At 65.6% G+C, this 21,774-nt stretch carries 19 protein-coding genes and 1 tRNA gene; 12 read left to right on the top strand and 8 right to left on the bottom strand.

Annotation, left to right across the window (positions count from 1 at the left end; genetic code table 11):
- Nucleotides 1-7: 7 nt before the first annotated feature.
- Complete coding sequence (locus AC0L30_RS18845) at nucleotides 8-946, bottom strand: OmpA family protein (protein WP_473404954.1); 939 nt, start codon at nucleotides 944-946, stop codon at nucleotides 8-10.
- A 157-nt stretch (nucleotides 947-1,103) separates the two neighbouring features.
- On the opposite strand from AC0L30_RS18845, the gene AC0L30_RS18840 reads away from it, so the two are divergent.
- Entirely contained in the window at nucleotides 1,104-1,910 is an 807-nt protein-coding gene (locus AC0L30_RS18840; protein WP_473404953.1) for a lytic murein transglycosylase, read from the top strand.
- A gap of 190 nt (nucleotides 1,911-2,100) precedes the next feature.
- Here the strand turns inward: AC0L30_RS18840 and AC0L30_RS18835 are convergent, their stop codons facing one another.
- Nucleotides 2,101-2,931 carry an SDR family NAD(P)-dependent oxidoreductase gene (locus tag AC0L30_RS18835; protein ID WP_473404952.1) on the bottom strand — a complete coding sequence of 277 codons (831 nt, stop codon included), beginning with the start codon at nucleotides 2,929-2,931 and terminating at the stop codon, nucleotides 2,101-2,103.
- 129 nt (nucleotides 2,932-3,060) lie between these two features.
- Here AC0L30_RS18835 and AC0L30_RS18830 point away from each other — a divergent pair, with 129 nt between their 5' ends.
- From AC0L30_RS18830 to AC0L30_RS18815, 4 genes are all read left to right on the top strand, one after another.
- A complete protein-coding gene (locus AC0L30_RS18830; protein ID WP_007596606.1) occupies nucleotides 3,061-3,435 on the top strand; it encodes a response regulator in 375 nt (124 codons plus the stop codon).
- Between the two features lie 56 nt (nucleotides 3,436-3,491).
- A complete protein-coding gene (locus tag AC0L30_RS18825) occupies nucleotides 3,492-4,103 on the top strand; it encodes a LysE family translocator (protein WP_007596605.1) in 612 nt (203 codons plus the stop codon).
- A 582-nt stretch (nucleotides 4,104-4,685) separates the two neighbouring features.
- Complete coding sequence (locus tag AC0L30_RS18820) at nucleotides 4,686-5,897, top strand: GGDEF domain-containing protein (RefSeq protein ID WP_473404951.1); 1,212 nt, start codon at nucleotides 4,686-4,688, stop codon at nucleotides 5,895-5,897.
- Between the two features lie 34 nt (nucleotides 5,898-5,931).
- Complete coding sequence (locus AC0L30_RS18815; RefSeq protein WP_354169367.1) at nucleotides 5,932-6,558, top strand: peptidoglycan recognition protein family protein; 627 nt, start codon at nucleotides 5,932-5,934, stop codon at nucleotides 6,556-6,558.
- Nucleotides 6,559-6,740: 182 nt separating this feature from the next.
- On the opposite strand, the gene AC0L30_RS18810 is transcribed toward AC0L30_RS18815, so the two are convergent.
- From AC0L30_RS18810 to AC0L30_RS18800, 3 genes are all read right to left on the bottom strand, one after another.
- Complete coding sequence (locus AC0L30_RS18810; protein WP_007596600.1) at nucleotides 6,741-7,082, bottom strand: hypothetical protein; 342 nt, start codon at nucleotides 7,080-7,082, stop codon at nucleotides 6,741-6,743.
- A gap of 192 nt (nucleotides 7,083-7,274) precedes the next feature.
- Nucleotides 7,275-8,174: an RNA polymerase sigma factor RpoH gene (rpoH, locus tag AC0L30_RS18805; RefSeq protein ID WP_007596598.1), complete on the bottom strand. Its 900-nt coding sequence runs from the start codon at nucleotides 8,172-8,174 to the stop codon at nucleotides 7,275-7,277.
- A gap of 217 nt (nucleotides 8,175-8,391) precedes the next feature.
- A complete protein-coding gene (locus tag AC0L30_RS18800) occupies nucleotides 8,392-9,399 on the bottom strand; it encodes an RluA family pseudouridine synthase (RefSeq protein WP_473404950.1) in 1,008 nt (335 codons plus the stop codon).
- On the opposite strand from AC0L30_RS18800, the gene AC0L30_RS18795 reads away from it, so the two are divergent.
- Together AC0L30_RS18795 and AC0L30_RS18790 are read left to right on the top strand one after the other, a co-directional pair.
- Nucleotides 9,398-9,742, top strand: a complete 345-nt coding sequence (locus AC0L30_RS18795) for a hypothetical protein (protein ID WP_354169372.1) — start codon at nucleotides 9,398-9,400, stop codon at nucleotides 9,740-9,742. The two genes, AC0L30_RS18800 and AC0L30_RS18795, sit on opposite strands and share 2 nt — an antisense overlap.
- A 242-nt stretch (nucleotides 9,743-9,984) precedes the next feature.
- Nucleotides 9,985-10,059, top strand: a tRNA-Glu gene (locus AC0L30_RS18790).
- 96 nt (nucleotides 10,060-10,155) lie between these two features.
- Here the strand turns inward: AC0L30_RS18790 and AC0L30_RS18785 are convergent.
- Entirely contained in the window at nucleotides 10,156-11,109 is a 954-nt protein-coding gene (locus AC0L30_RS18785; protein WP_007596595.1) for an alpha/beta hydrolase, read from the bottom strand.
- Between the two features lie 1,028 nt (nucleotides 11,110-12,137).
- Between AC0L30_RS18785 and AC0L30_RS18780 the strand changes: the two genes are divergently transcribed.
- Both AC0L30_RS18780 and AC0L30_RS18775 read left to right on the top strand, forming a co-directional pair.
- On the top strand, nucleotides 12,138-13,628 hold the full coding sequence (locus tag AC0L30_RS18780) for an amidohydrolase family protein (RefSeq protein WP_473404949.1): 1,491 nt from the start codon (nucleotides 12,138-12,140) through the stop codon (nucleotides 13,626-13,628).
- Between the two features lie 3 nt (nucleotides 13,629-13,631).
- Entirely contained in the window at nucleotides 13,632-14,582 is a 951-nt protein-coding gene (locus AC0L30_RS18775; RefSeq protein ID WP_473404948.1) for a CobW family GTP-binding protein, read from the top strand.
- A 61-nt stretch (nucleotides 14,583-14,643) separates the two neighbouring features.
- Here AC0L30_RS18775 and AC0L30_RS18770 read toward each other — a convergent pair whose 3' ends face one another.
- Together AC0L30_RS18770 and AC0L30_RS18765 are read right to left on the bottom strand one after the other, a co-directional pair.
- Entirely contained in the window at nucleotides 14,644-15,117 is a 474-nt protein-coding gene (locus AC0L30_RS18770; protein ID WP_473404947.1) for a hypothetical protein, read from the bottom strand.
- Between the two features lie 12 nt (nucleotides 15,118-15,129).
- On the bottom strand, nucleotides 15,130-15,630 hold the full coding sequence (locus tag AC0L30_RS18765; protein ID WP_473404946.1) for a hypothetical protein: 501 nt from the start codon (nucleotides 15,628-15,630) through the stop codon (nucleotides 15,130-15,132).
- Between the two features lie 295 nt (nucleotides 15,631-15,925).
- Here AC0L30_RS18765 and AC0L30_RS18760 point away from each other — a divergent pair, with 295 nt between their 5' ends.
- From AC0L30_RS18760 to AC0L30_RS18750, 3 genes are all read left to right on the top strand, one after another.
- Complete coding sequence (locus AC0L30_RS18760) at nucleotides 15,926-17,608, top strand: methyl-accepting chemotaxis protein (protein WP_473404945.1); 1,683 nt, start codon at nucleotides 15,926-15,928, stop codon at nucleotides 17,606-17,608.
- An 11-nt stretch (nucleotides 17,609-17,619) separates the two neighbouring features.
- Nucleotides 17,620-18,303: an aspartate/glutamate racemase family protein gene (locus tag AC0L30_RS18755; RefSeq protein ID WP_473404944.1), complete on the top strand. Its 684-nt coding sequence runs from the start codon at nucleotides 17,620-17,622 to the stop codon at nucleotides 18,301-18,303.
- 127 nt (nucleotides 18,304-18,430) lie between these two features.
- The gene (locus AC0L30_RS18750; RefSeq protein ID WP_473404943.1) at nucleotides 18,431-21,736 is read left to right on the top strand and encodes a carboxyl transferase domain-containing protein; all 3,306 of its coding nucleotides are present in this window, start codon (nucleotides 18,431-18,433) and stop codon (nucleotides 21,734-21,736) included.
- Nucleotides 21,737-21,774: the final 38 nt, after the last annotated feature.

The raw sequence follows: 21,774 nt of genomic DNA, 5'->3' as shown, positions 1-21,774 counted from the left end.
ACCGTTCTCACGGCGCCACCAGCTCCACGCGCCGGTTGAGCGCACGGCCTGCGTCCGTTGCATTCGGGCCGACCGGCGCCAGCAATCCAACACCGGCAGTGCGCAACCGCGCCTGCGCGATGCGAAAGTTCTTCACCAGCTCGGCTGCGATGGCTTCGGCGCGGCGCTTCGACAGGTCGAGATTGTATTCATAGGCGCCCTGGCTGTCGGTGTGGCCGACGATGAAGACGTTGAGCTGCGGCTGGCTCGTCAGCAGCTTTGCGATCTGCTCCAGCGTCGGGCGGCTTTCCGGTTTGAGCACCGCCTTGTCGGTGTCGAAATAGATGCCGTAGAGCGCGATGTGGTCGGTCTCGCCGAGTCCTTTCGCCATCGCGGCGGCATCCACCATCTTGTTCGCGATGGCGCCGAGCTCGGCGACGGTGACCTGCGCGGTGATGTCCTGGTTGTTCTGGCTGACCAGGACGCTGGCGAAGGTCTCGCGTCCGCCCTCGGTCTTGCGGCCGGCGTAGTAACGGTAGTTGAAACCATCGACCCACATCTGCGGGACTGGCAGCGTGTCGATAGCTTCAGTAAAGGGAATGGCGCCGCAAGCATCGGTGTCGCAGGCGAGCAGGGTCTCGAAGCCGGCTTTCGCCAACTGCGTCTCGAAATTGCGCGACACTTCCAGGATCGAGGGGCCGGGATTAGTGCGATAGGCGATGCGAAAGACGCGACCCTCGAGCCGCCGCGCATCGGCGGGCTGACCGTCCCTGAAGGGAGCCGCTTGCATCCGCGCCGCGTCAAAATCCTTCATCACATAGCCGGTGATGACGCTGCCGGCGAACCGGCCGATGCCGGGATAGTCGCGGCCACCGGCCACATCGCGCGTCTGCGCGGAAGCGGCCGTCAGGGTGAGGGAGAGCGATGCGAGGACGCCGAGCATGCGGCGCGACATGGACATAGACATGGTCATCTCGATCGGTTGGGGAGGGGGCGAGCGCATTTCATTTGTCGCAGGCAGGCAGCGATCGGTTCTGGCGAGGATTTGCCGCTTTGACGCGAATCCGGTTCCCGGGCATGATCGTGCGCCGCTCTCCCGCCCATTCCCTGTAGGATTCATCCGAATGTCGAAATACGCCTTGGCCATCGCCTTCATCGCCTGTCTGGCCGGCGGATCGGCGCAGGCCGCGCGCTGCGGCGGCGACTTCAACAGCTTTGTCGCCAGCATGGCCTCGGAAGCGCAAGCCGCCGGCGTCTCGGCGAGCGTGACCAGCGCGGCGCTCAGCGGTGTGCAGCAGGACGGCGCGGTGCTCGCCTTCGACCGGCGCCAGCGCTACACCTTCAACAAGAGCTTCGAGCAGTATGTCTCGACCCGTGTCGGCCCTGGCCGCATCAATGGCGGCAAGGCACTGCTGCAGCGCCACGCCGCACTGCTGTCGCGCATCGAACAGCAGTTCGGCGTGCCCCGTTATATCCTAGTTGCGATCTGGGGGCTGGAGAGCGATTTCGGCAAGGGCGACATCGGCAAGCTGCCGGTGATCCGCACCCTGGCGACGCTCGCGCATGACTGCCGCCGCACCGAGCTGTTCCAGGGCGAGCTGCTTGCGGCGTTGAAGATCGTGCAGCGCGGCGACCTGCCGCTGCGCGACCTGATCGGCGCCTATGCCGGCGAGATCGGCCAGACCCAGTTCCTGCCGTCGTCGTACGTCAAGTACGGCGTCGATTTCGACGGCGACGGCCATGTCGATCTCCGCCACAGCGTCCCCGACGTGCTCGCCTCGACCGCGAACCTGCTCCACACCAGCGGCTTCAAGATGGGCCAGCCTTACGGCGAAGGCACCGCCAATTTCGAAGCCATGCGCGAATGGAACAGGGCGGTGATCTATCGCAAGACGATCGGGTATTTTGCCGATCGGCTGGCGGGGCAGTGAGGGCGTGACGTCTCTCCGCCGTCGTCCTGGCGAAAGCCAGGACCCATTACCCCAGGCGGGACTCGTTACAACGACTGGCAGTCACGTACCTGGTAACTGGCAGTCTTCGCCAAACTGAATTCGGTGGCTATGGGTCCTGGCTTTCGCCAGGACGACGGCCGCGGGTGAATGATGCCATTCGCCTCATGCCTCACTTCGTCCCCTTCGCCATTCTCTCCAGCTTGCGCTGTAACGGCGCCCAGTACGTTCCCGGGCGGAAGCGCTGCAGGAGATCCATGAAGCGCGCGTCGTTACCGATCAGGATGCGTGGCTCGTTTCTTTCGATGCCCCTGATGATGCGCAGCGCGGCGTCTTGCGGCGTGGTCTTGGCTGCGTTCTCGAACCGCTCGATCGATTGCGACCGGCGCGCATTGTCGGTGACGCCGACCCCGGTGTGCGAATTGCGGGCGATAGCGGTGGCGACGCCGCCGGGATGCACCACCGACAGCCTCACGGCGCTGCCCGCCATCGCAAGCTCGTGCCGCACGCTCTCGGAAAAGCCGCGCACCGCGAATTTCGCCGCGGCATAGGCCGACTGTCCCGGGGCGATGATGCCGAAGATCGAGGACAGGTTGACGATGTGCGCCTCGCCCATCGTCTTCAGATGCGGCAGGAAGGCGCGCGTGCCGTGCACCACGCCCCAGAAATTGATGTCGAACAGCCAGTCCATCTGCGCCTGGTCGATCTCCTCGAACGAGCCCATCAGCGCCACGCCGGCATTGTTGACGACGATGCCGAGCGCGGGATGCGCGACGGTCGCCTCACGCGCGAACTGCGCGATGTCGTCGGGTTCGCTGACGTCGAGGCGATGCAGGCTGACCTTGCATGCAGCTCCGATCTCGGCCGCGAGCGTCTTCAGCCCGGCCTCCTCGCGATCGGCGAGCGCGAGATCGCAGCCGCGCCGCGCAAGCTCGATCGCCAGCGCGCGGCCGATGCCGCTTGCCGCTCCGGTGACGGCGGCGGCGCCGCGGATCGCAGTCATGATGATCCCCCGTCGAGCCTCTCGAGCGGAACTATGATTTACATTTTTTCATATTGGAACCGAACCGCATCGCGGTTCCCACCTTAACCTACGTTACTTGATGAAGACAGGCAGCATTGGGAGCCGCCGATGGGACAAGCACAGCCATTTCGCGCCACCGCACTGATCGTGGAAGACGACCTCATGCAGAGGGAGATGCTCAGTCTTCTTCTCGAAGAAAGCGGCTACGACGTCATTCAGTGCGAGAGCGCCGAGGCGGCCGAGCTGGTGCTCGACAAAAGCGCGGGCGTGCTCTGCCTGATGATGACCGACGTCCAGCTTGCCGGCCGCATGAACGGGGTCGAGCTCGCGCACGTCGCCAAGGACCGCAACCCCAGGCTCGACATCGTCGTCACTTCCGGCCGCCCCTTGATGCAGGCCTTGCCCGACGGCGCAAAGTTCTGGGCCAAGCCCTGGGCGCCGCTCGACGTGCTCCGAGAGGCCGAGATCGCGCAGCTGTCCTGACGGTCGGTCCGGCTGGCCGGCTTTCGTGGTCCCGGGCGCGGTGATAAGGTCGGTCCATGACCTTGTCCTTCCTGCTCACTTCGCTGATCGTCGTCGCCTCGCCCGGCACCGGCGTGCTCTACACGCTGGCCGCCGCGCTGACCCGCGGCTCGCGCGCGAGCATCGCGGCCGCCTTTGGCTGCACCCTTGGAATCGTGCCGCACATGACGGCCGCGATGCTGGGGCTCGCCGCCGTGCTCCACACCAGCGCGCTCGCCTTCGCCGCACTGAAGTGGTGCGGCGTCGCCTATCTGCTCTACATGTCCTGGCAGGCGCTGCGCGAGACCGGGGCGCTGGCAGTCGACGGCGAGATCCGCGAGCGTTCGGTCGGCCGGGTGATCGTGACTGGCTTCCTGATCAACATCCTCAATCCAAAGCTGTCGATCTTCTTTTTGGCCTTCCTGCCGCAGTTCATCGCCGCGGACGAAGCCCATGTGTTGGCGCGGATGCTGGAATTGAGCGGCGCCTTCATGGCGATGACATTTGCGGTGTTCGTGGTCTACGGCCTCTGTGCGGCCTCGGTGCGCGAGCGCGTCATCTCCCGCCCGCGCGTCATGGCCTGGCTGCGCCGGAGTTTTGCTGCCGGCTTCGCCGCGCTCGGCGCCAAGCTGGCGTTCGCGGAGCGGTAGCTTCTCCAGCCGATAAAGGCGGCAGCCAACAAAAAAGCGGGCCTTGCGCCCGCCGTCTTCAAACTCAGAACTCCCACCCGACGCCCGGGCGGAGCGAGCTCCACCCGGGCAAAGAATAAGAAGCCTCGTTACTTCTTCTTCGCTGCCTTCTTGGCCTTTTTCTTCGTCGCCTTCTTCGCCTTCTTCGCTTTCTTAGCCATAGGATCCTCTTCAGGGTTAATGGTAAAACGCGACACGAGGGATGCTCGGCGGAGGGCCAGCCTCGCAACATCCTCGACGACGAACTCAGCAGATTCGCGCGCTTCTGCCCCGCGCTGTCACATCCGTGTCATCGCGTTATCCACAGCTCAGATGCGTTTTCTGGCGATTTTGACCCGCGAATCCGCATCGCCGGCCATGCCTAACGATCCGACAATGCGCCAGCCGTTCATGATTCCAAAACCAAAGGCATGTTTTCGCGGATCGCAGTGAGACTCCGTTAAGCGCGACGGCCGCATTGTCCTCCGCAAGAAAACGGGGACGGGTCATGAACGGACAGCTGGCAGGGACAGAGGGCGCGACGCTGCGCGTGTGGCGCGCGCCATGCTGAACGTGCCGACGCTCTGGACCGTGTTCGTCGTCAACTTCCTGGCGCTCGGCCTGATCTGGGCCTACGTGACGCGCTCCTATCCGAAATTCGCGGCCGCGCGGTTCTGGATGGCATCGTGCTTCGTCGGCGCGACCGGCACGATGGCGGCCCTGATCCGCCTTTTCGTCGTTTCGCCTGTCCCGCTTCTGCTCGGAGCCGCCGGCGTCATCGCGGCGAGCTGCCTTGCCGCCATGGGCATTCAGCGCTTCTACGGTCGGCCGGTGTCCTGGCGCCTCATGACCGCGACGGGAATTCTCAGCCTCGGCGGCGTCGTGTTCTTCATGGTCGCATACGATCACATGCAGCTGCGTATGCTCAGCTACTCGCTCGGCCAGGCGCTGCCGCTGGCGCTGTCGCTGCGTTTGCTGCTGTCGCCGTCGGAAGGCCGTGCCAGCCCGGGAGCCCGGCTCTCCGGCATCGTGATCATCACCATCATCGCGATCTTCGCGGCCCGTGCGGTCGGCAATCTGCTCGGCGGCGATTTCTCGTCGGTCTCCGGAGGGCAGTCTCATGCCGTCATGGTGCTGGGGCTCCTGTTCCTGTCGATGACGCTGAATTTCGGCTTCCTGCTGATGGCGATGGACCGCCTGCGCAACGAAGTTGCCGACCTCGCGCTGCTCGACGATCTCACCGGTGTCGCCAACCGGCGGCACCTGTTGCAGCGGCTGGGTGAAGAATGCGCCCGCTCGGAGCGCAGCAGCGAGCCGTTCTCGCTGCTGGTGATCGATCTCGACGGCTTCAAGGCCGTCAACGACACCCATGGCCATGCCGCGGGCGATGCCTGCCTGCAGCACTTCACCCTGATGGCGCAGACGCGCTTGAGGCCCGGCGACATGCTTGCCCGCACCGGCGGCGACGAATTCTGCGTCGTGCTGCCGTCGTCGACCTTGCGCGAGGCGGCTGTGATCGCCCGCCGCGTGCTCGAGGTCTGCCGCCAGGATGCCGTCAACTGCACCGGCATCGACATCCCGATCGCGATCTCGATCGGGGTGGCGCAGTGGGACCGCGGCGTCGGCCAGTTTCCGGACCGCCTGATCGCGCATGCCGACCACGCCCTCTATGCCGCCAAGAAGAACGGCAAGAACGACTTTGCGGTCCACGATCCGGCGCCGCCGCTCATGCCTGACCCGATCGGTCCAGGCGAGGCCTTGCGCAAATTCGCGTAAGGGCGTGCTAATCTCTGGTCCGCATTGGACCCGCATGATGATCTCTCGCCTGCTCGCGGCCGTTCTCGCCGCTCTCATTCTGATCACACCCGCCGCCGCGACCGACGCCGAGCTCGCAAAGCTCGCGCGCGCCTCCGGCACGCCCGACATTCCCGGCCTGAAGATGGTGTGGCTGGCGCCATGGGGCGATGTCGGCAACGCAAAACCCTGGCGCAACATCATCGTGCACCAGACCGAGGGACCGGCAGGCTCGGCGCGCGGCGGCGCGCAGGTGCAGGCTAAGAATCCCACGCGTCGCGGCGTCACATTGTGGGTCGAGACCGACGGCACCGTCTATTGGGCGGTCGCGGAAAACCTGGTGCCGACCCACGGCGACGGTGCCAACCGCAACGACAATAAGTACATCGACAACAAGCCGACCTATCGCCAGGTGGTGCGCGACAATTCGATCGGCGTCGAGTTCGCCGGCAACTATCCCGACGTCACCACGGGCCCGACCGCGGCGCAGGTCGCGGCGTGGAAGATCCTCGTCCAAATCCTGCGCGCGCGCTACGGCATCCCGCTCGACCACGTCTATGCGCACAACTGGATCGACTACAAGGACGCCCGCTATTGCGAAGGCTGCTGGCTCGCGACGCTGGCGCGGACATGGGGGGAGTAGGTTAGGGAGGCGCTGGTGGTGCGCTCTTCCCTTCTCTCCTTGCCGGAGAACGTGGCGCAAAGCGCCGGATGAGGGGTATCTCTCCGCGAATGACCATGTGAGAGGCGTGCTCGCGGAGGCAACCCCTCACCCGTCTCGCTCCGCGAGCCACCCTCTCCCGCAAGGGGAGAGGGGAAAAGCAGCTACACCGGCTCCGACATCCAGCCGAACAACCGCCGGATCAATCCCGGCCGCCGCGGCACTTCCGGCGGGCCGTCTGCCGCCAGCACGCGCTTGAAGAAGTAGTCCAGGAACACCATGTCGTTCGGCTCGGTGACGGTGAATGTCTCGTCGCCGAAATAGACGCTGTAATTGAAGAAGAACGGACCCATCAGCGGGATCGTCGCGGTCGAGGCATAGTCCTTCGAGATCACGAACTCCGACGGCTCGAGCCCGTGCTCGCGCATCGCCTGCTCGACCAGCGGCAGCTTGCGCATGAACTGGGCGGAGAAGCCGCCGACGGTGGATTGCAGGATGATCGACACGGTCTGTGTCCGTTCTCTTGAGGCTGCCGGTCCGATGCTTTTGGTCGGTCGACCGGCAGAGCGGGTTCAAGATGCCTGGTCCGCGTCCCCGCGAACATGCCGCACCTCACATGCAAACAAAAAAGCCGGCGTTGCCGCCGGCTTTTCTGTCTCTTGTCGATCCGCCAATCTCTGGCGCCAAAAACCTCGCGCTTAGAGCGCGGCTTCCAGCGCGGCCTGTTCGGCCTTTGCGATCGTGCCCTTGACCGCGGACTGCACCTTCTCGAAGGCGCGGACCTCGATCTGGCGGACGCGCTCGCGCGACACACCAAACTCGGCGGCAAGGTCTTCCAGCGTCATCGGCTCGTCGGCGAGCCGGCGCGCCTCGAAGATGCGGCGTTCGCGCGGGTTGAGCACGCCCATGGCGCCGTTCAGGGCGTCACGGCGGTGATCATACTCCTCGTGCTCGGCCAGCATGGCTTCCTGGTTGGGCGAATTGTCGACCAGCCAGTCCTGCCATTCGCCGGCTTCGCCGTCGTCGCGGATCGGAGCGTTGAGCGACGCGTCGCCACCGAGGCGGCGGTTCATGTCGACCACGTCCTGAGCCGTGACGCCGAGACGCTTGGCAATGATGGCCACCTGGTCGGGGCGGAGATCGCCTTCGTCCAGCGCGGAAATCTTGCTCTTCGCCTTGCGCAGGTTGAAGAACAGCTTCTTCTGGTTCGCGGTGGTGCCCATCTTCACGAGCGACCACGAACGCAGGATGTACTCTTGAATCGACGCCTTGATCCACCACATCGCGTAGGTGGCGAGACGGAAGCCCTTCTCGGGCTCGAACCGCTTCACCGCCTGCATCAGGCCGACATTGCCTTCCGAGACGACCTCGGAGATCGGCAGGCCGTAGCCGCGATAGCCCATGGCGATCTTGGCCACGAGACGGAGATGGCTGGTGACGAGTTGGTGCGCGGCGTCACGATCATCGTGCTCGCGCCAACGCTTGGCGAGCATGTATTCCTGCTGGGGTTCCAGCATCGGAAACTTGCGGATCTCGCCGAGGTAACGGGAAAGGCCGGATTCGCCATTCAGGACCGGCAGGGTAGCTGTACGGGCCATAGTGCGCCCTCCAAACAGGTTCAGGCCCCCGATAGCGGCGGGCCAGGCAGACGACCGCTTGGTTAAAGCCGATCGGTGCTGCGATGTTCCGCGTTGGTCTTCAACGCAAGCGCAATATACTCCATCGGGAGGCAAAAAGGGAAGGATTGCTGACGTCACGTCCCCGTGTGGCAGCTATAACTTTTTGTAATGTAAAGCATTTCTGAAGCGGCCTGCGTCATAGCGCCGCTTTCAGGGCCCCCTGGAGGAGAAGCAAATCCTCCGGCAGAGGCGCTTCCCAGTGGAGTAATTCTCCAGTCCTCGGGTGCTTCAATACCAGCAGGTAGGCGTGCAGGGCCTGCCGCCCCAGCGCGGCCAGGACGGCCTGCGACTCAGGGCTCAGCTGGTTTGCCTTGGTCTTGAAATGCGGGCCGTAGACGGAGTCGCCCATCAGGGGGTGGCCGATATGGGCGAGGTGGACGCGGATCTGGTGGGTGCGCCCGGTCTCGAGCTCGCAGGCAAGCAGCGCCGCGATCGGCTTGCCGTCGCGCCCGTTAAAACTCTCCAGAAGCTCCCAATGCGTCACAGCCTCGCGGCCGCCCTGGCGCACCGCCATCTTCTCGCGCGCATGCGGGTGGCGGTCGATCGGCGCGTCCACGGTGCCGCGATGGCGGCCCGGCAGCCCCCAGGCGAAGGCCATGTAGCCGCGCCGCATCGGCCCGGTGCGGCCGTGGTCGGCGAACTGCGCGGTGAGCGAGGCATGCGCGAGGTCGTTCTTGGCGACCACCATCAGCCCGGTGGTGTCCTTGTCCAGCCGGTGCACGATGCCGGGCCGGCGCACCCCGCCGATGCCCGACAGCGATGAGCCGCAATGGGCGATCAGCGCATTGACCAGCGTGCCGGTCTCGTGGCCGGCCGCGGGATGCACCACCAGCCCTTTCGGCTTGTTGAGGACGACGATGTCGTCGTCCTCGAACACGATATCGAGGGCGATATCCTCGCCTTTCGGCTCCGGCGCGGCCGCTTCCGGCACGTCGATTGTGATCGTATCGCCGGAGGCGACGTGATAAGCGGGGTCCCGGATCGCGGCGTCCCTGAGGCTCACCGCGCCCGCCAGAATCAGGGCTTTCAGCCTCGATCGCGACAGTTCGGCAAGGTGCACAGCCAGCACGCGGTCGAGCCGGGTCGAGCCCTCGGAGCCCTCGACGACAACCTCCAACCTTTGCGCAGAGCCAGAATTTTCCATGACGACGTCTGATACCGTTGTTCCCGAACCGAGCCCCGAGCAGGCCGCGCTGTTCGCGCGGGTGCGGCGGATGATGCTGATCGCGGGGTTGACCACGGCGCTGGCAATCTGCGCCGTGCTGATCGCGGTGGGCTACCGCCTTTTCAAGTCCGAGGGAAGGGCGCCCGAGCCAGCAGGCGACGTGACCGCCACCCTGCCCAAGGGCGCCAGAATCGTCTCGAGCGGTGTGGCCGGCGACCGGCTCGTGATCACGCTCGATGTCGGCGGCGTCACCGAGATCCGCACCTTCGACGCCCACACCTTGCGGCCGGCCGGAAAGCTGAAATTCGCCAACGAGCCGTAAGGCGAGCCCCGGAACTCCCCGCCATCGTCGTCCTGGCGAAAGCCAGGACCCATAACCACCGAACCCGGTTGCGTGCACGAGATCGTCGTTCCGATCTATCTTAACCATCCCCATTCCGGTTAATGGGTCCTGGCTCCCGTGCGCAATAGCGCACCAGGCCAGGACGACCCCAAGCGGACCTCCGAAACCCCTCGATCCCCGCTTGCCGCCGGCAAAATTCGAGGCTATGTCCTCTCCCTCACGCTCCCTTCGTCTAGCGGTTAGGACGCGGCCCTCTCAAGGCTGAAACAGGGGTTCGATTCCCCTAGGGAGCGCCATTTCTCCTGCCAGACCGGGCACTTCGAAAACCGGCCATTTCCGCTTGTAGCCCCCACCGGCGTGCGCAGTTCGCACGGCTCGGCGCGGGCGCTCTCCTAAGCGATCGTGCCGTCGATCGAGCGGCGGATCACCCGCTGTACTTCTGCATTCGACAGAAACAGATCGTGGTTGATGATGCCCCAGCCCTCCTGCGAAGCATCGACCACGCGCACACCGAGCTGCGCGATGACGGCTTTCTCGGCGGCGCCGACCCTGGTCATTCCACCTGCAATCTGTCCCGACAGCGCCAGGGCGCGATCGTTCGTGGAGGCGATCACGGTGATCTTGCCGGCAAGCGGACCGATGCGGTGGATCGCAGACGAGAACACGTCCATGTCGATATCGGGCGCGGCAAACACCACCGCGCCGATCTTGCTCGTCACTGTGTCGCCGTATCGCGCATAGAGCTGACGCAGGCTTTCGAGCGACAGCATGGTTCCCATGCTGTGCGCAACGATGTTCACGCGGCCGGTGCCTGGCGCCGACACGAGTGCGGAGAGCACGCGCTCAAACTCGTCGCGGGACCACATCGCACTGTCGCGGTCATAGGCATAGTCGAACAGTCCTGCCTTGGAAGGCCAGGAGAACACCATGGTCCGGCCGCGGAACTTGATCCCGTCGGAGAGATGGGCGCCATCGAGCACCGCCGTCTCGAACGTCTGCTTGAAGCCGTGCACATAGATCAGCACGTCTCCTCCGCCGGCCTGCGCGACGAGATCGCCGGCGTCGGCCGACACCGGTTCGACCCGGTCAAGGCGCCAATCGCCAATTCCAACCGAGGCGAGAGAAAGACGGCTCTCATCCGGCGCCCCCAGCTTCGCCCGCGCGACTGTCATGGTCGTCGCGCGCTCCGGGCCGAACCAGGGCTTCGTGCGACCGCCGTTCACCGGCTTGCGCGTGGTGGTGACGAGCAATGTGGGGTCAAGGGATAGCGATGACGCGTCGAAACGCGCGCCGGTCGCACCCAAGCCGGCGCATCCGCCGAGCGCGAGGGCGGTCCCTGCCGACATAAATCCGCCGAGGAGAGCGCGGCGCGAAATAGAACGACAGGGGTCGCGTTGCAGAAGAGGCCGAGCGATCACACGAAACCTTTGGGAACTTTTGTCCACCGTAGCGCCCCGCTACATCCCTGAATGACAATGGGGGCGAGAAGACGGCGGAGCTGCTTCGCGGTCCATTGCTTGGTCTTGGGTCAATCACCTCCGCGGGGCGGGCTAGAGTTAAGGTGACGGTGCACAGAACTCGTGCCGCCTTGTAAGCCGCGATCTTCTTGATCTGTGCTGCCTGTCGGGCAACACAGCCGAAGTCCGTCAACCCCTCCTCACAAAAATATTCCACTTTACCGAAATTCGGAAATATCGTATGTGTCGGCCATCCCAGCCCACAAAAGGGGCGGTCGTACGTCGTCACGAACGCGGGTTGGGAGTTGCGGTGGACGCGGGCGGCGTTAAAGGCGGGTGAGTGGCGTGCAGGGCGAGATGAACCTCGTGAGCATGTCACGAACCGCATCGACGGACGGCGCCGAAGCCCTGCGAAGCCTCTTGGCGAAGCAGGGTCAGCTCGCGTACGGCGAAACCGTGTGGTCCTGGCCGTCGTTGCTACGGTCAAGCCTTTGCGAAGGCGTCAGCGCGTCAACCGGCGCGGTGCCGTGCATTTCGCGGAGGTGACGGAGGCAAGAAGGAACTCGTCTCCGGGGAGAGCGCGGCATAGGCCGTCAAACCATCGCGCAGGGAAGGCCTGGTCTCGGCTGCCCTGTGTCTCCCCTGTGCATTGCGTGTGCAATCAGTTCGCATGGGGGTTTTTATGGGTGCCAGTCGGCGCCCGGTCTTCCCTGCGCCCTTTCTTGGAGGGCGTGAAGCGAGAAGCATAGCTCGGGCAAACCTGCCGCGAGACTGCGAGCGCGTGTCCGCGCCCCGCATGCAAATTGCACCCCCCCCTTTCGAGCCTTCCTTGCGAGCATGATGCGTCGGCATCGGTGGAGGTGGTCGTCCCTCCCGGAATCTGCCTTGATGCGGAATCAGCGTGAGGGAGCGACAATATGAGCGGCTTGGTGATCTCTGGCGGTCGGGTGGTGGATCCCGCCAGCGGAATGGACGCGGTTGGCGATGTGGCGGTGGTGGACGGCAGGATCGCCGCGGTCGGCGCCTCGCTCGGCAGCGCGGAGCGGGTGATCGACGCGACCGGCCTCGTGGTCGCGCCCGGCTTCATCGACCTTCATGCGCATGGCCAGTCGCTCCCCGCCGATCGCATGCAGGCATTCGACGGCGTCACGACGACGCTCGATCTCGAAGCGGGTGTGCTGCCGGTCGGCTCCTGGTATGAGCGCCAGGCGCGGAAGGGGCGCGTGCTGAACTACGGCGCCGCCACCAACTGGGCTTTTGCGCGCATCGGTGCAATGACGGGCTCCAATGCGGAGAGCTCGCTGGAGGCGTTCGGCAACGCCATGCGCGATCGCCGCTGGATGGACAACGTGGCGAGCGATGCGGAGGTATCAGGCATCCTCGAGCGCCTCGCGCGGGGCCTGAACGAGGGCGGCATCGGCATTGGCATTTTGAACGCCTATGCGCCGGGCGCCGGCGTGCAGGAACTGACCGCGGTGTGCCAACTCGCGGCAAGCCAAGACGTGCCGACCTTCACCCACGTCGCCTACATGTCGCGCGTCGACCCCGAAAGCGCGGCGGAGGCCTATATCCGCCTGATCGGCTATGCCGGCGCCACCGGCGCGCACATGCACATCTGCCATTTCAACTCGTCGAGCAAGACCGATGTCGAGCGCTGCCGCGTGCTGATCGCGAAAGCGCAGGCGCAGGGCCTGCCCATCACGGTCGAGGCCTATCCCTACGGCACCGGCTCGACCGTGCTGGCCGCTGCCTTCTTCAGCGACCCCGAATTCGTCGAGCGCAACGGCACCGGCTACGATTCCGTGCAGCGGGTCACCGACGGCCATCGCTTCAGCGATCGCGAGGAGCTCTTGAAGGCGCAGGCCGAAGAGCCATCGTCGCTGGTGCTGTGGCACATCCTCGACACCGAGAACAATGCGCATCACCGCGACCTGCTCGACATGTCGGTGCTCTATCCCGGCGGCGCGATCGCCTCCGACGCGATGCCGTGGACGACGTCGGACGGCAAGACTTACACCGGCGATGCCTGGCCGCTGCCGGATGACGCCACCTCGCATCCGCGCTCGGCCGGCTGCTTCACAAAATTCATCCGCGAATGGGTGCGCGAGCGCAAGACCGTGTCGCTGCTCGAAGGCGTGCGCAAATGCGCGCTGATTCCGGCGGAGATCCTGTCGCAAAGCACGCCCGCGATGCGCGCCAAGGGAAGACTCACGAAGGACGCCGATGGGGACATCGTCGTGTTCGACTACGAGAAGCTCTCGGATCGCGCGACCTTCACGGCGATGAACCGCCCGTCCGAAGGCGTGCGGCATCTGATCGTCAGCGGCGAGATACTAATCAGCGACGGTGTGCTGGACGTGGCGGCGCGGCCCGGCCGTCCCGTGCGCCGCCCCGTCGTCGGGGGCTGAGACATGCCGGTCCCCATTCTCCTGGTGACGGGCTTTCTGGGGGCCGGCAAGACCACGGTCGTGAACCATCTGCTGGCGCATGCGGAGGGCCGGCGGATCGCCGCTGTAGTCAACGATTTCGGCGCGATCAACATCGATGCCGAGCTGATCGCAGGCGCGAGCGATGGCGTGGTCAGCCTCGCCAATGGCTGCATCTGCTGCTCACTCGAAGGCGACCTGCTGCGCACGCTTGCGACGCTGCTGCGGCGTGATCCGAAGCCGGAATATATCGTCATCGAGACCAGCGGCGTCGCCGATCCCGCCGACATCGTCCGTAACCTGATGGATCCCGTGATCCTGCGCGAGGCGCAGCTGGAAACGGTGCTCTGCGTGATGGACGCGGCGGCACCGCCGGCTGCCCTGGACGATGCGCTGCACCGTTCGCAATTGCGCGTCGCCGATATCGTGGCTCTGAGCAAGCTGGATCTGGCGAACGAGGGCGCGGGCTCCCGCATGCGCGAGGCCATCCGCGCGCAACGCGTTCCTGCCGTGGTGGTCGATGCGCCGCACGGCGAGATTCCTTCCGCGCTGCTGTTTCCCGCAACCGTCGATCGCGCGCCACCGCTACGCGAGCCCGGACCGAAACGTCCGGCAGAGCAACGCTTCGAAACGCTGAGCTGGACGTCGGACCAGCCGATCTCGCTGGTCCGCCTGCAGCACGCGATCGGTCGCCTCGCGCCAAAGCTCGCGCGGGCAAAAGGTCTGTTCGAGACCGTCGAGCAGCCCGGGCGCCAGATGGTGTTTCAATTCGCCGCCGGCCGCGCCACGTTGGCCCCTGCAGATGCCGCGCTCGCCTCCGGCGATGCGCTGGCTCCGGGCCTGCCCGCCGCGCGCATCGTCTTCATCGTCGAGCTAGGCGTGCTCTCGAAGGCGGAGCTCGACGGCATCATGGAGACGTGCGTTGCCGATCGGTGAAGCTATCACCTCAAGCGAATTGCGCGAGGCGAACACGGTGATCTGGCAGGACCGCTGGCTGTCAGCAGACCGCGAGCGCGTTGACTGCCCGCGTCGTCACGGTCTCGTTCTCGTTGCCGACGAACTGGCAGACGGCGGATTCGAGCTCACCCACCTGGCTGCCGCGCGCCACCGCCAGCAGTCGCATCAATTCCGCCTCGTCCTTCGACAGGCGCCGGCACGACGGCGGCATGAAGCACAATTGGCAGGGCCGGCCGCTGCGCAGGATTCTGACCAGCGCGGCAACGCGTGCGACCAGCAGCGGGCTGTCGGCGATGCCAGGCGCCTCGTCGGCAAAGCGATAGGCCGCCTCCCAGCAATCGGACGCGCCGGTCGCATAGGCAGCTGCGATGAACCGGAACAGCGAGAGCGCGACGCGGCCAAAATCATCGTAGCTCTCGACGTCAGGCCGCGTCGCAAGCGCGGCCTGGAGCGGACAGAGCCGCGCCTGGCCGGCTTCCGTGACGGGCACAAAGCCGCAACTATCCTGCATCACGCGCGATCCCCGTCAGTGCAACGTCGGGCTTCCGACCAGCCAGCTCTTCATCGCCATCGTCCGGTCATGATCGAAAGACGGAACGTGCCGGTCGGGCAGGATGAGGCCCGCCATGCGGAAGATCGTTGCAAGCCCCCGCACGGGTGCGAGAGCCCAATCGGCACCGACCGGCGGCAGCCAGCATTCGAACTGCTCGCGCGCGATATCGTCGCGCTCTTTCTGCGCGGCGGCGATCGCCCGCAACATGCCGTGCTCGCTGACGGACATGCGCGGGCAGGTCGGGCAGTGCACCGCGATGGCCGTATGCGCCGTGCAGGCAAAGATCTCGATGATGCATTCCAGCGAAGGCACGGCGTCGCCCACGCGAAAGTGGTCGTAGACTTGCTGGATATCGGCCGCGGTCGGAACAGCGCTTCCGCTGCGCGCCTTGGCCCGAAACCCCCAGATGAAGAGCCGCTCCGCCGCGCTCAGCGCCGGAAGCTCGAGGGACCCTGTCGATGTCGATTGATGCATTGAACCTCTGGCCTCTGGCTGCGCCTACGCCCCGACCGGCGCTGATGATCTGCACCGATCGTTCCGTCAGAGCCCCCTGCAAGTCAACGCTCGGAGGGGCGATGTCGAGGTCTTCTAGTTTTGAAGAGTTCGCATCTCGGATGCAGCCAGCCTCGCGAGCTTGCGAGGCCGTCCGCAGCATGCCGGTAGGATCCTACGGAGTTTTGCGGGTGGTGGGGAACCCGAATGCTTAAAGCTTTGCTAAGGGGCGCGGGATAAACTGGCATATCAGCCCTTCCAATTCTTGCGAGCTCCGATGTTTTTCTCCCGCATCAGTTTCAAGCTGGTCCTGATTGTCGGCATCAGCCTCCTTGGCATGATCGCGCTGGCGCCGATCGCGCTATCGACCCTGCGCGCGCAGATGATCGCGGACCGTGAGGCCAAGACGCAGCACATGGTCGACGTCGGCTACGGCATCCTGGCGCACTACCAGAAGCTCGAGAGCGAAGGAAAACTCCCACGCGAGCAGGCCCAGGCCGGCGCGATCGCGGAGATCAAGAGCCTGCGCTACGACAAGGTCGAGTATTTCTGGCTCAACGACATGACCCCCAAGATGGTCATGCATCCGATCAAGCCCGAGCTCGACGGCAAGGATCTGTCCGGGATGAAGGATCCATCCGGCAACGCGCTGTTCGTCGGCTTCGTTGACGTCGTCAAAAAGCAGGGCGCGGGCTTCTACAGCTACCTCTGGCCGAAGCCCGGCTTCGACCAGCCGGTCGGGAAAATCTCCTATGTGAAGGGCTTTGCGCCCTGGGGCTGGATCATCGGCACCGGAATCTACCTCGACGACGTCGACGCCGTCTTCCGCCAGAATGCGATGACCTTCGCCCTGGTGTGCCTGGCCGTGTTCGTGCTCGTGCTCGGCGCCTCCTTCGTGATCGGCCGCAGCGTGACCCGGCCGCTGGCGAAGATCACCGCGCTCACCGAGCGCCTCGCCTCCGGCGACAGCGCGTTCGACGTGCCCCATACCGACCGTCGCGACGAGATCGGCGGGCTCGCCAAGGCGCTCGCCGTGTTCAAGGACAATGCGTCGGCGGTCGGCCGGATGCACGCCGAACAGCAGGAGACGAAGCAGAAGGCCGACGAGGAGAAGCGCAAGACGATGACCGACCTCGCCGGTAAGTTCGAGGCGAACGTTCAGGCCGTCGTCCGCGACGTCTTCAACGAGGCGCGCGCGATGCAGCAGGCCGCGCAGGGTATGTCCGAGACCGCCGACAAGGCGACCGACCGTGCTAGCTTCGTCGCCACCGCCTGTCAGCAGGCTTCGAGCAACGTGCAGACGGTGGCCTCCGCCGCCGCGCAGCTGTCGTCCTCGATCACCGAGATCAGCCAGCGCGTCGCGCAGGCTGCAAGCGTGGCCGACAAGGCCGCCGCCGACGGCCAGCGCACCAACGACACCGTGCAGGGGCTGGCCGCCGCCGCGCACAAGATCGGTGAGGTCATCGACCTCATCAACCAGATCGCCTCGCAGACCAATTTGCTCGCGCTTAACGCCACCATCGAGGCAGCGCGCGCCGGCGAGGCCGGCAAGGGGTTTGCGGTGGTGGCAAGCGAAGTGAAGTCGCTGGCGAGCCAGACCGCGAAGGCGACCGACGAGATCGGCGCGCAGATCACCGCGATCCAGGCCGAGACCAACCAGGTCGTCGGCAACATCGACAGCATCCGCAAGACCATCATGGAGGTCAACGAGATTTCCTCGTCGATCGCCGCAGCCGTCGAGGAGCAGGGCGCCGCGACCGCGGCGATCGCCCACAGCGTACGCGAGGCTGCCTCCGGCACCGACCAGGTTTCGCAGAACATCTCGGGTGTGACCGACGCGACGGCGGAGACCGGCCAGGCCGCCGGCCTCGTGCTGCAATCGAGTGGCCGGCTGTCGCAGAAGCTGCAATCGCTGGAAGACGAGGTCAGTGCTTTCGTTGCGGGGGTGCGGGCGGCCTAGTATAGCAGGGGATGAATCAGAGTTCTGATCGGCGCGCGCGCATTCTCCTGATCAATCCGAACAGTTCCGTGGCGACCACTGAGATGATGGTCGCCATCGCGAGGTCGACCGCCGTCGACGGCTTCGACATCGACGGCGCGACCGCAACGCGCGCGCCGCAAATGATCGTGACGCCGGATGCGCTGGATGCAGCTTCCGCCGAAGTTCTGGAGATATCGCAGTCGAACCGGCATGCATGCGACGGTATCATCGTCGCGGCGTTCGGCGATCCCGGATTGGCCGGCATCAAGGCCGCGATGAAACGGCCCGCGGTCGGCATCGGTGAGTCCTCGATGGTGGCAGCCGCCGAGAACGGCCGCCGCTTCGGCGTGGCGACCACGACGCCGCTGTTGGAAGCGAAGATCGACGCTCTGCCGGAAGCGCTGGGTCTGCGATCGTATTACACCGGCGTCCGCTTCGCGGAGGGCGATCCGCAGGAGCTGATGCGCCATCCGGCGCGGCTGCGAACAGCGCTCGCGGGCGCGGTCGAGGCCTGCATCGCGCAGGATGGCGCGGAGGCGGTCATCATCGGCGGCGGGCCGCTGGGCGAAGTCGCGCGCGAGCTTCAGCCGATCTTCACCGTGCCGGTCATCGCGCCGATCCCGTCTGCCGTGGCGCGGATTATTCGCCTCATCACGGCACGCGCGACCGACTGAAATTCCGGCCGGCGGGAACGGTCGTCGGGACCGGCGTTCTTGCCCTTGACGGCCTCGGTTAAAGTGACGAAGCAGAACAATCGGACCGGCCGACCCGCGCTTGGGCACGCGGGCATGGAGACGCTGCATGTCGTTCAAGAAGCTCCTGATCGCCAATCGCGGCGAGATCGCCATCCGCATCGCGCGCGCCGCAGCCGATTCCGGCCTCGCGACGGTCGCGATCCATCCCGCGGACGATGCGCTGTCGCTGCATGTGCGCCTTGCCGATGAGGCGGTCGAAATCCCCGGCCGCGGCGCGCGGGCCTATCTCGACATCGAGGCCGTGGTGAAGGCGGCGAGGAGCGCAGGCTGCGACGCCGTGCACCCCGGCTACGGCTTCCTCAGCGAGAACGCTGCGTTCGCGAAGGCCTGCGTCGATGCAGGCATCGCCTTCGTCGGGCCGAAGCCGGCGGCGCTCGAACTGTTCGGCGACAAGGTTGCGGCACGGCAACTGGCAAAGCGCTGCGGCGTGCCAATCATCGCCGGCACCAGCGGGCCCTCCTCGCTGGAGGACATCACGGCGTTCTTCACCTCGCTCGGCAGCAACCCGGCGATCGTGATCAAGGCGATGGCCGGCGGCGGCGGGCGCGGCATGCGCGTGGTCGAGCGCGCTGCCGATCTCGCGGAGGCCTATGCGCGTTGCCAGTCCGAGGCCAAGGCCGCGTTCGGCTTCGACGGCGTCTATGCCGAGCGGTTGATCCGGCAGGCGCGCCATATCGAGGTGCAGATCATCGGCGATCGCCACGGCGCGATCTCCCACCTCTGGGAACGCGAATGCACCATTCAGCGCCGGCACCAGAAGCTGATCGAGGTGGCGCCGAGCCCGTCGCTCAGCGACGGCTTGCGTGGCCGTATCAGCGAGGCGGCGAAGCAACTCGCCGTGGCCGCGTCTTACGACAATCTCGGCACGTTCGAGTTCTTGGTCGACGGCACTGCCGACGACAGTTTTGCCTTCATCGAGGCCAACCCGCGGCTCCAGGTCGAGCACACCGTGACCGAAGAGGTGCTGGGCCTCGATCTGGTCCGCGCCCAGCTCGCGGTCGCCGCCGGTGCCTCGCTTGCGTCGCTCGGCCTGGCGCAAGGCTCGATCCCGAAACCGCGCGGCTATGCCATGCAGTTGCGTGTCAACATGGAGACGCTGGACGAGCTGGGGGCGACGCACCCGACCGGCGGCGTGCTTGCCGTGTTCGAGCCGCCGTCGGGCCCCGGCGTCCGCGTCGATAGTTTCGGTTATGCCGGCTACAAGACCAGTGCCGCCTTCGACTCGCTGCTGGCAAAGGTCATCGTGCATACGCCGGGTGAAGCCTGGCACGACGTTGTCTCCAAAGCCGCGCGCGCCTTGCGCGAGTTTCGTATTGACGGCGTCGTCACCAACATCGCTTTCCTCCAGGCCGTGCTGGCGCATCCCGATTTCAGGGCTAACCGCATCGCGACAGACTTCATCGATCGCAACATCGGCAAGCTCGTCGAAGCCGCCGATGGCGCGGCCAAACCACTCTATTTTGCGGCGACGGAGCGAAGCCGCGGTCCCGGCATCGAGGCGCATACCGCACAGATCGTGCCCGAAGGCACGGTGATGGTCGCAGCACCCTTGCAGGGAACCATCGTCACCATCCAGGTGAAGGAAGGCGAGATCGTGCGTCCGGGCCAGCAGCTCGCCGTGATTGAATCCATGAAAATGGAACATCTGGTCATGGCCGAGCAGGGCGGCCGTGTCATGAAGCTACTCGCCGGCGACGGTGTCACGTTGATGCATGGCGAGCCGATCATGTATCTGCAGCCGCTCGAGGTTGCGGCTGATGCGTCTGCAACGGAAACCGATATCGATCTCGACCACATCCGTCCCGATCTCGCCGAACTGATCGCGCGCCAGGCCAACACGCTCGACGAAAATCGCCCTGCTTCGGTCGAGCGCCGCCGCAACACCAATCAGCGCACCGCGCGCGAGAATGTCGCGCAGCTCGTCGACGACGGCTCGTTCATGGAGTATGGCAGCCTTGCGATCGCGGCGCAGCGGCGCCGGCGCAAGCTCGACGATCTCGTCAAGAACACGCCGGCCGACGGCCTCGTCATGGGCGTCGCGACCGTCAACGCCGAGAAGTTCGGGCCCGAGGGCGGGCGCTGCATCGTCGTGGCCTACGACTACACCGTGCTCGCGGGCACGCAGGGCCACATGAACCACAAGAAGATCGACCGCATGCTGACGCTCGCGGAAGACTGGCGCGTGCCCCTGGTGTTCTATGCCGAAGGCGGCGGCGGCCGGCCTGGCGATACCGACCGGCTCGGCATGACCGGGCTCGATGGTCCGTCCTTCGTGCAGTTCGCCAGACTCTCGGGTCTTGTGCCGGTCATCGGCGTGGTCTCCGGCTATTGCTTCGCCGGCAATGCCGCGATGCTCGGCTGCTGCGATGTCATCATCGCCGCCAAAAATGCCTCGATCGGCATGGGTGGCCCCGCGATGATCGAGGGCGGCGGGCTCGGCGTCTATCACCCGGCCGAGGTCGGTCCTGTTACGTTCCAGTCGCCGAACGGCGTCATCGACATCCTCGTCGAGGACGAAGAGGAGGCGACATCCGTTGCGCAAAAATACCTGTCCTATTTCCAGGGCGAGGTGACGGACTGGCAGGCCGCCGACCAGCGGCTGCTGCGCCGCGCGATCCCCGAGAACCGCCTGCGCGTCTACGACATCCGCAGCGTGATCGACCTCGTCGCGGACAAGGACAGCGTGCTGGAGCTGCGCCGCGACTACGGCGTCGGCATGATCACCGCGTTGATCCGCATCGAGGGGAAGCCGTTCGGCCTGATCGCCAACAATCCGCGCCATCTTGGCGGTGCGATCGACGCCGATGCCGGCGACAAGGCCGCGCGCTTCCTCCAGCTCTGCGACGCCTTCGATCTGCCGATCGTCTCGCTGTGCGACACGCCCGGCTTCATGGTCGGCCCGGAAGCCGAGAAGACGGCGATCGTGCGCCACGTCTCGCGCATGTTCGTGACAGGCGCGAGCCTGACAGTGCCGCTGTTCGGCATCGTCCTGCGCAAGGGCTATGGGCTCGGGGCGCAGTCGATGATCGGCGGCGGCTTCCACGCCTCGTTCTTCACCGCGGCCTGGCCGACCGGCGAGTTCGGTGGCATGGGCCTGGAGGGATACGTCCGCCTCGGCTTCCGCAAGGAAATGGAGGCGATCGCCGACCCCGTCGAGCGTGAGACCTATTATCGCAACAAGGTCGCCGAGCTCTACGCCAACGGCAAGGCGGTCTCGATCGCCTCCGTGTTCGAGATCGACAACGTCATCGATCCCGCCGAGACGCGGCGGTGGATCATGGCAGGCCTGCGGTCGGTGCCGAAGCCGCCGACGCGGACGGCGAAGAAGCGACCCTGCATCGATACGTGGTGAGGGCGGTGCAGCAATTATGATTGCGCTTCGCCGCGTTC

Source organism: Bradyrhizobium sp. MI1.11 (assembly GCF_055811255.1).
Note: the sequence above shows the minus strand (reverse complement) of the source record. Positions and strands in the feature narration are given on the sequence as shown.